The sequence below is a fragment of the bacterium genome (assembly GCA_036524115.1).
Lineage (GTDB): Bacteria > JAUVQV01 > JAUVQV01 > JAUVQV01 > DATDCY01 > DATDCY01.
This window is the reverse complement of sequence record DATDCY010000242.1, coordinates 1-6,518: the sequence shown is the minus strand read 5'-3', so window position 1 is coordinate 6,518 and position 6,518 is coordinate 1. Positions and strand designations below refer to the sequence as shown.

General features: G+C 72.0%; 8 protein-coding genes. All 8 read left to right on the top strand.

All coding sequences use genetic code 11. The features are described from left to right. Positions 1 to 335 precede the first annotated feature (335 nt). The gene (locus tag VI078_11730) at positions 336 to 1,259 is read left to right on the top strand and encodes a ribose-phosphate pyrophosphokinase (protein ID HEY5999952.1); all 924 of its coding nucleotides are present in this window, start codon (positions 336 to 338) and stop codon (positions 1,257 to 1,259) included. A gap of 135 nt (positions 1,260 to 1,394) precedes the next feature. Beyond that, the gene (locus VI078_11725) at positions 1,395 to 2,033 is read left to right on the top strand and encodes a 50S ribosomal protein L25 (GenBank protein HEY5999951.1); all 639 of its coding nucleotides are present in this window, start codon (positions 1,395 to 1,397) and stop codon (positions 2,031 to 2,033) included. 95 nt (positions 2,034 to 2,128) lie between these two features. Next, positions 2,129 to 2,746 carry an aminoacyl-tRNA hydrolase gene (gene pth / locus VI078_11720; GenBank protein HEY5999950.1) on the top strand — a complete coding sequence of 206 codons (618 nt, stop codon included), beginning with the start codon at positions 2,129 to 2,131 and terminating at the stop codon, positions 2,744 to 2,746. A gap of 143 nt (positions 2,747 to 2,889) precedes the next feature. Continuing rightward, positions 2,890 to 3,288 (top strand): 30S ribosomal protein S6, encoded by a 399-nt coding sequence (gene rpsF, locus VI078_11715; GenBank protein HEY5999949.1) that lies wholly within the window; start codon positions 2,890 to 2,892, stop codon positions 3,286 to 3,288. A gap of 8 nt (positions 3,289 to 3,296) precedes the next feature. Further along, positions 3,297 to 3,719, top strand: coding sequence for a single-stranded DNA-binding protein (gene ssb, locus VI078_11710; protein ID HEY5999948.1), 423 nt, complete (start codon positions 3,297 to 3,299; stop codon positions 3,717 to 3,719). 76 nt (positions 3,720 to 3,795) lie between these two features. Beyond that, positions 3,796 to 4,038, top strand: a complete 243-nt coding sequence (gene rpsR, locus VI078_11705) for a 30S ribosomal protein S18 (protein HEY5999947.1) — start codon at positions 3,796 to 3,798, stop codon at positions 4,036 to 4,038. Positions 4,039 to 4,098: 60 nt separating this feature from the next. Then, the gene (locus VI078_11700) at positions 4,099 to 5,031 is read left to right on the top strand and encodes a DUF2232 domain-containing protein (protein HEY5999946.1); all 933 of its coding nucleotides are present in this window, start codon (positions 4,099 to 4,101) and stop codon (positions 5,029 to 5,031) included. 261 nt (positions 5,032 to 5,292) lie between these two features. Beyond that, positions 5,293 to 6,518: DNA mismatch repair protein MutS (locus VI078_11695; GenBank protein ID HEY5999945.1), on the top strand; the 1,226-nt coding region annotated here is incomplete at its 3' end.

Here is a 6,518-nt window from a genome sequence, read left to right as displayed (position 1 = left end):
GGCACGCGCCGGCGCGGCGCAGCGGCGCACATTTCGAGAGACGCATGGTCGGGATCATACCAGAGCGGCGCGGCGGCCTGTCAACAGCGCCCAGATCCGCGCGTGACGCGCGGACGCGTTTCTTGACCTCTTCGCCCCCGTTCCCCGTGAGCCAGCCCAAGGCTCGTTCCGGTGGTGAGATGCCTGCCGCTCTGCTGGGACAGCGCGGTATTCATTGACAACGCGGGGAGGGATCGGCTAAGGTTCCCCTCCGTTCCAGGGCGTCCGCGGCGGCCGGCGCGGACGGCAGCGCGCGTGCCGGCCTCGATCAGGGGAGGATACGGGCCGTGCACGAGATGAAACTCTTCGCCGGAAACGCCAACCCCGTCCTCGCGCGCGAGATCAGCGCCTACCTCGGCGTGCCGCTCGGCGCCGCGGTGGTCGGGCGCTTCTCGGACGGCGAGATCATGGTCCGCATCAGCGAGAACACCCGCGGGCGCGACGTCTTCGTGATCCAGTCCACCTGCCCGCCGGTGAACGACACGCTCATGGAGCTGCTGATCATGATCGACGCGCTGCGGCGGGCCTCGGCCTTCCGCATCACCGTCGTGCTCCCCTACTACGGCTACTCGCGGCAGGACCGCAAGGCCGAGCCGCGCGTGCCGATCACGGCCAAGCTCGTCGCCAACCTCATCACCGCCGCGGGCGCCGACCGGGTGCTCTGCACCGACCTGCACGCCGGCCAGCTCCAGGGCTACTTCGACATCCCCGTGGACAACCTCTGGGCGGCGCCCGTGCTCCTGGAGTACTTCCGCCGCAAGGGGCTCGAGCGGCCGGTCGTCGTCTCCCCGGACGCCGGCGGCGTGGAGCGCGCGCGCAACTTCGCCAAGCGGCTCGACGCCTCGCTCGCCATCATCGACAAGCGCCGCCTGGCGCCGAACGTCGCGGAGATCATGAACATCATCGGCGACGTCGAGGGCCGCCCGGCGATCCTCATCGACGACATGATCGACACGGCCGGGACGCTCGTGCAGGCCGCCAGCGCCGTCAAGGCCAAGGGCGCCTCGCAGGTGTTCGCCGCCGCCACGCACGCCGTGCTCTCCGGCAAGGCGATCGAGCGGATCCAGGGCTCGCCGCTGGAGGAGGTCGTGGTCACGAACACGATCCCGCCGAAGGACGGGGGCGCCGCGAAGATCACGGTGCTGTCGGTGGCGGCGCTGCTCGGCGAGGGCATCCGGAGGATCCACGAGAACGCGTCGGTCAGCTCGCTGTTCGTCTAGGACCGGGCGGGCTCCGGGGTCCTGTCCGACCGTCACGACGACCGCCTTCCCCTCTGGGTGCCGTCCTTTACATCCTCGAGGTTTTCGACTAATATCCGCTGCTCACCGACAAATGAAAATACAAGGAGTGACGAGATGACGAGCGTTGCGCTGGCCGCCGAGATCAGGAACGAGCGTGGCAAGTCCGGGATGAACAAGCTCCGCGCCCGGGGGCTGTGCCCCGCGGTGGTGTACGGCCCCGGGACCGAGCCGCTGAGCGTGTCCATCGACCCGAAGGGCTTCCTCAAGCTGCTGCACGTCTCGGGCGAGAACGCGCTCATCGACCTGACGGTCGGCGGCGACGCCGCGGCGAAGAAGGTCATCGTCCGCGAGATCCAGTACGACCCGCTCAAGCCGCTGCCGTCGCACGTCGACTTCTATGTCGTCTCGCTCGACCGCGCCATCGAGGTCCGCGTCCCGCTGGAGTTCGTCGGCACGCCGGTGGCGGTGGCCCAGAAGACCGGCATGCTCACCCAGGCGATGCACGAGTTGAACGTCGAGTGCCTGCCGACGGCGATCCCCGCCTCGATCAAGGTTGACGTCTCGGGGCTCTCCCTCGGCGGCGCGGTGCACGTGCGCGACCTCGCCGTCCCCGCCGGGGTCACCGTCCTCGACGCCGCCGACCAGACGGTCGCTGCCGTGGCCGGTCTCGGCGCTGAGGAGGCCGCGGTCGCGCCCTCCACGGAGACGGCCGAGCCCGAGGTCATCCGCGAGCGCAAGGCCGCCGAGGAGTAGCGGCGCGGCGCCGCGCGGGCAGCGCGGCCCGGGAAAGGCGGCGACCGGTCACCCGGGGCCGCCTTTTCCGTTTGCGGCGGAGATCTCGGAGCACCATGGCGTTCGACAGCGTTCTCGTCGGCCTCGGCAACCCCGGGACCCGCTACGAGCGCACCCGCCACAACGCCGGCTTCCTGCTGGTCGAGCGGCTGGCCGCGGCTCACGGCATCGACCTGGGGCGCGAACGCCACGGCTCGCGGGTCGGCGAGGGGCGGATCGCGGGCAGGCGCTGCCTGCTGGCGCAGCCGCAGACCTTCATGAACCGCTCGGGTGAGGCCGTGCGCCGCATCCTCTCCTTCACGGGGACCGATGCCGCCTCCCTGCTGGTCGCCCACGACGACATGGACCTGCCCTTCGGCCGCCTGCGGCTGCGCGCCGGCGGCGGCGCGGGCGGCCACCGCGGCATCGCCTCGATCCTCGAGCACCTCGCGGACCCTGGATTCCTACGCCTGAAGATCGGCGTCGGGCGCCCCCCCGAGGGGGTCCCCGCCGAGGCCTGGGTGCTCCAGGAGTTCGGCGCCGCGGAGCGGGCGGCCCTCCCCGAGGTGCTCGCGCGGGGGGTCGAGGCGATCGAGGTGCTCCTCGCGCGCGGCCCCGCGGCGGCGATGAACGCCTGCAACCCTGACCCCGGCGAAACCGCCGGATCCGCGCCTGCGCGCGGACCAAAAGAGTAGACGTGGCCGCGCGCACGCGCGGATCGCGCTTGCGCCGCCGCGGGCGCCCGTGGTATAAGACACCGCTTTCCCGTGGGGGGAAGGCACTTCCTTGCCCGCGGCCAGGGCCGCGGGCTTGACATCCGGAAGGAGGGAACCGCGCCGTGCAGAAGTTCTACGAAACCATCCTCATCGTCAGGCCCACCCTCAACGACCAGGAGATCGCGGAGCTGATCGAGAACTACCGCGGCATCCTCGTGCGCGAGGGGGCCGAGATCCTCCACCAGGCGGACCTCGGCAAGAAGAAGCTCGCCTACACCATCCGCCACTTCCAGAACGGCCACTACGCGCTGTACCGCTATCGCGCGCCGGCGACGGCGGTCCGCGAGCTCGAGCGCAGCATGAAGATCAACGAAGACCTGCTGCGCTTCCTCACCGTCAAGCTCGAGGAGAAGGAGGTCAACTTCCTCCAGGCTGCCGCCGCCGCCCAGGCCGCCGCCGCGGCCGCCGCGGCCGCCGAGGCTCCCGGCACGGTGCAGGCCGCCGCCCCCGCCGAGGGGTAGAGGCCGCCATGGCCGACATCAACGTCGTCATCCTCGTCGGTCGCCTCACGCGCGACCCGGAGCTGCGCTACTCGCCGGCCGGGACCGCGATCGCCAGCTTCGGGGTCGCGGTGAACAACCGCCGCAAGGTGGGTGACGAGTGGAAGGACGAGCCCTGCTTCGTCGACGTCAAGGTCTTCGGCCGCATGGCCGAGACCAGCAGCGAGTACCTCGCCAAGGGCCGGCAGGTCGCGATCGAGGGCCGGCTCTCGTACAGCAAGTGGGAGAAGGACGGGCAGACCCGCTCCAAGCTCGAGGTGACGGCGAACAACGTCCAGTTCATCGGCGGCCAGGGCCAGGGGCAGGGACAGGGTCGCGGGGCCGGTGGCGGGCAGGCGCAGGAGGCCGACCCCCTCGCGGACCTCGGCCCCGACGAGATGCCGCCCTTCTAGCGCGCTGCGGGCCGCACGGGCGAGGATCACACCAAAATTGACGGCGGGCGCGACGCGCCCGCGGGGGAGAACGGGAATGGCGATGGAACCGGTCAAGAGAAAGCGCTTCCAGAAGCGCAAGTCGTGCAAGTTCTGCGAGGACAAGGTCGTGATGATCGACTACAAGGACGCCAAGCTGCTGAAGATGTACGTCAGCGAGCGCGGCAAGATCATTCCCCGGCGGATCACGGGGACCTGCGCCCGCCACCAGCGCAGCCTGACGACCTCGATCAAGCGGGCGCGCTCGATCGCGCTCATCCCCTTCGCGGCCGCCCACTAGGCCGTCGTCTCGGCGTCCGGCCCCGGCGGGTTCCTGCCGGGGCCGCGCGCTGCCCGACCGATGCGCCTGAGCCGAGAAGCCGCCGACCTGCTCCCGGCCTGCGCGCTCTCAGGCCTGCTCTTCGCGGCGGGCGTGTTCGTGCCGCTCCTCGGCCAGCCCCTCGGCTTCGTCTCCGGAGCGCCCCTGGTCTGGCTGGCCGCGCGCCACGGCCTCAGGGTCGGCCTGCTCGGGAGCGTGCTGGCCGCGGCCGCGCTGCTGCCGGTCCTGCCGCCGCCGGTGACGCTGCTGTTCGCGCTGGAGCACGCGCTGCCCGCGGCGTTTCTCGGCACGGCGCTCGCCCGCGGGCGGGGCGTCGCCGTCCCCGCCGCCGTCGCCGCCGTGGCGATCACGGCGCTGGTCCTCGGGGCCGCGTTCCTCTTCTCGCCCGAATTTGCCCGCAACCCCGGGGCCATCCTCGAGGAGCAGCTGCGGGCGGCCTTCACGGAGATCGGGGATGCCGCCGGCGAGGGGGCCGCGGGGGCCGCCGCGCTCAAGCAGCTCGAGGAGGTCCTCGCGGTCATGCGGCGCGTCCTGCCCGCCGTCGCTCTCATCGCGATCTACATCGAGTGCTCCGTGAACGCGCTGCTCGCCGCGCGGTTCCTCGCACGCCGCGGGGCCGCGGTCCCCCAGCCCGACCTCACCGCGTTCGCGCTGCCCGAGGCGCTCGTCTGGCTGCTCATCCCGGTGCTCGCTCTCGCCCTCGTCCCCAGCCGGCCGGTGGCCACCGTCGCCCTCAACGTGCTGCTGCCGCTGCTCTTCGCCTACCTGCTCCAGGGGCTCTCCATCGTCCTGTTCTTCGTCTCGCGCGCCGGGCTCTCGCGACTGGGCCGCACGATGCTCGCCGTGGCCTTCGCCGCCTATCCACCGCTGCTGCTGGGCCCCCTGGTGATCGGGGTGCTGGACTTCAAGTTCACCCTCCGCACCCGCTTCCCCCTCCCGCCCAGGACCGGGTAGCGCGGGTCACTCGCGAGGGTCTTCTCCGCCCCGGCGGCGTTGGCCCGCGCCTTGCTCGTGCGGCGTACACCAGTACGCCTCCTCGCAGGCTTCGGTCCTGCCTTGCCGGGACGAAGAATCCTGCTCGCGCCTGACCTGCGCAGCCTATTCCGAACCGCCGGTGTTGTTGACTCGCCTTCCGGCAAGCCCTATGATCCCGCGCATGGATCTGCCGTCAGAGCCGATTTTCCGAGACCTCACGGGCAGTTGGATCGTCCGCCGATGAGCGCAGCGACCCCCCTGATGCGCCAGTACGAGCGCATCAAGCAGGAGCATCCCGACGCCATCCTCCTGTTCCACCTCGGGGACTTCTATGAGATGTTCTACGACGACGCGCGGGAGGCCTCGCGGATCCTCAACATCGCCCTGACCTCCCGCGATCGCTCGAAGGCCGACCCCGTGCCGCTGTGTGGCATCCCCGTGCACTCCGCCGACAGCTACATCACGCGCCTGCTCAAGGCCGGCCGGAAGGTCGCCGTCTGCGACCAGGTGGAGGACCCCGCCACCGCCAAGGGCATCGTCCGGCGGGAGGTCACCCGCGTGATCACCCCCGGCACGGTGCTGGACGAGCGTCTCCTCGAGGGGCGCGAGACGAACTACCTCGTCGCCGTCGCGCCGGGTCGGTCCCGCACCGGCTTGGCGGCCCTGGACTTCTCCACGGGCGAGTTCCTCCTCCACGAGGTCCCGACCGCCGACCGACGTGAATTCGAGGACCGCCTCGAGGACTTCGCTCCCGCCGAGGTGCTCGTGCCCGCCGCCGTGCCCCCCGACCTCGAGGCGGCGATCGCGCGCACGGCCCCGGGCGTGACCGTGACCCGCCAGGACGACCCCGGCGCCTTCGAGCCGCACTCGGCGCGCCGCGCGCTGCTCGAGCACTTCGGCGCCGCCACGCTCGACGGCTTCGGGTGCCAGGGCTACGCCGAGGGGATCACGGCGGCGGGAGCGCTCCTGCGCTACCTGCGGGCGACGCAGCGGCGGCCGCTCGTCAACATCACGCGCCTGACGCCCTGGCACGCCGGCGGCCGGATGGCGCTGGACGCGGCGACCCGGCGCAACCTCGAGCTGTTCGCGAACCTCGAGGACGGCCGTCGCGAGCGCAGCCTCCTCGGCGTCCTCGACGCCACGTGCACCCCGCTCGGCGCCCGGCGCCTGCGCGCGTGGATCGGCGCGCCGCTGATGGACCCCGGGGAGATCCGCGCGCGCCTCGATGCCGTCGACCGGCTCGCCGCCGAGGAACACCTGCGCCGGCGCCTGCGCGGCACACTCGCAGGCATCCTCGACCTGGAGCGGCTGGCCAGCCGCATCGCGCTCAACACAGCGCCGCCGCGGGACGTCGCCGCGCTGCGCGCCTCGCTGCGGCTGCTGCCGGAGCTCTTCGCGGCGCTGCGCGCCGACCCCGTGCCGCTGCTGCGCGAGCTGGCCGGCGCGGATGAGCTCGGGGACCTGCG

What these genes read in the sequence shown, in the direction of transcription:
- VI078_11730 (HEY5999952.1), top strand. Translation starts at nt 336, where the DNA reads ATGAAACTCTTCGCCGGAAACGCCAACCCCGTCCTCGCGCGCGAGATC.
- VI078_11725 (HEY5999951.1), top strand. Translation starts at nt 1,395, where the DNA reads ATGACGAGCGTTGCGCTGGCCGCCGAGATCAGGAACGAGCGTGGCAAG.
- pth (HEY5999950.1), top strand. Translation starts at nt 2,129, where the DNA reads ATGGCGTTCGACAGCGTTCTCGTCGGCCTCGGCAACCCCGGGACCCGC.
- ssb (HEY5999948.1), top strand. Translation starts at nt 3,297, where the DNA reads ATGGCCGACATCAACGTCGTCATCCTCGTCGGTCGCCTCACGCGCGAC.
- rpsR (HEY5999947.1), top strand. Translation starts at nt 3,796, where the DNA reads ATGGCGATGGAACCGGTCAAGAGAAAGCGCTTCCAGAAGCGCAAGTCG.
- VI078_11700 (HEY5999946.1), top strand. Translation starts at nt 4,099, where the DNA reads ATGCGCCTGAGCCGAGAAGCCGCCGACCTGCTCCCGGCCTGCGCGCTC.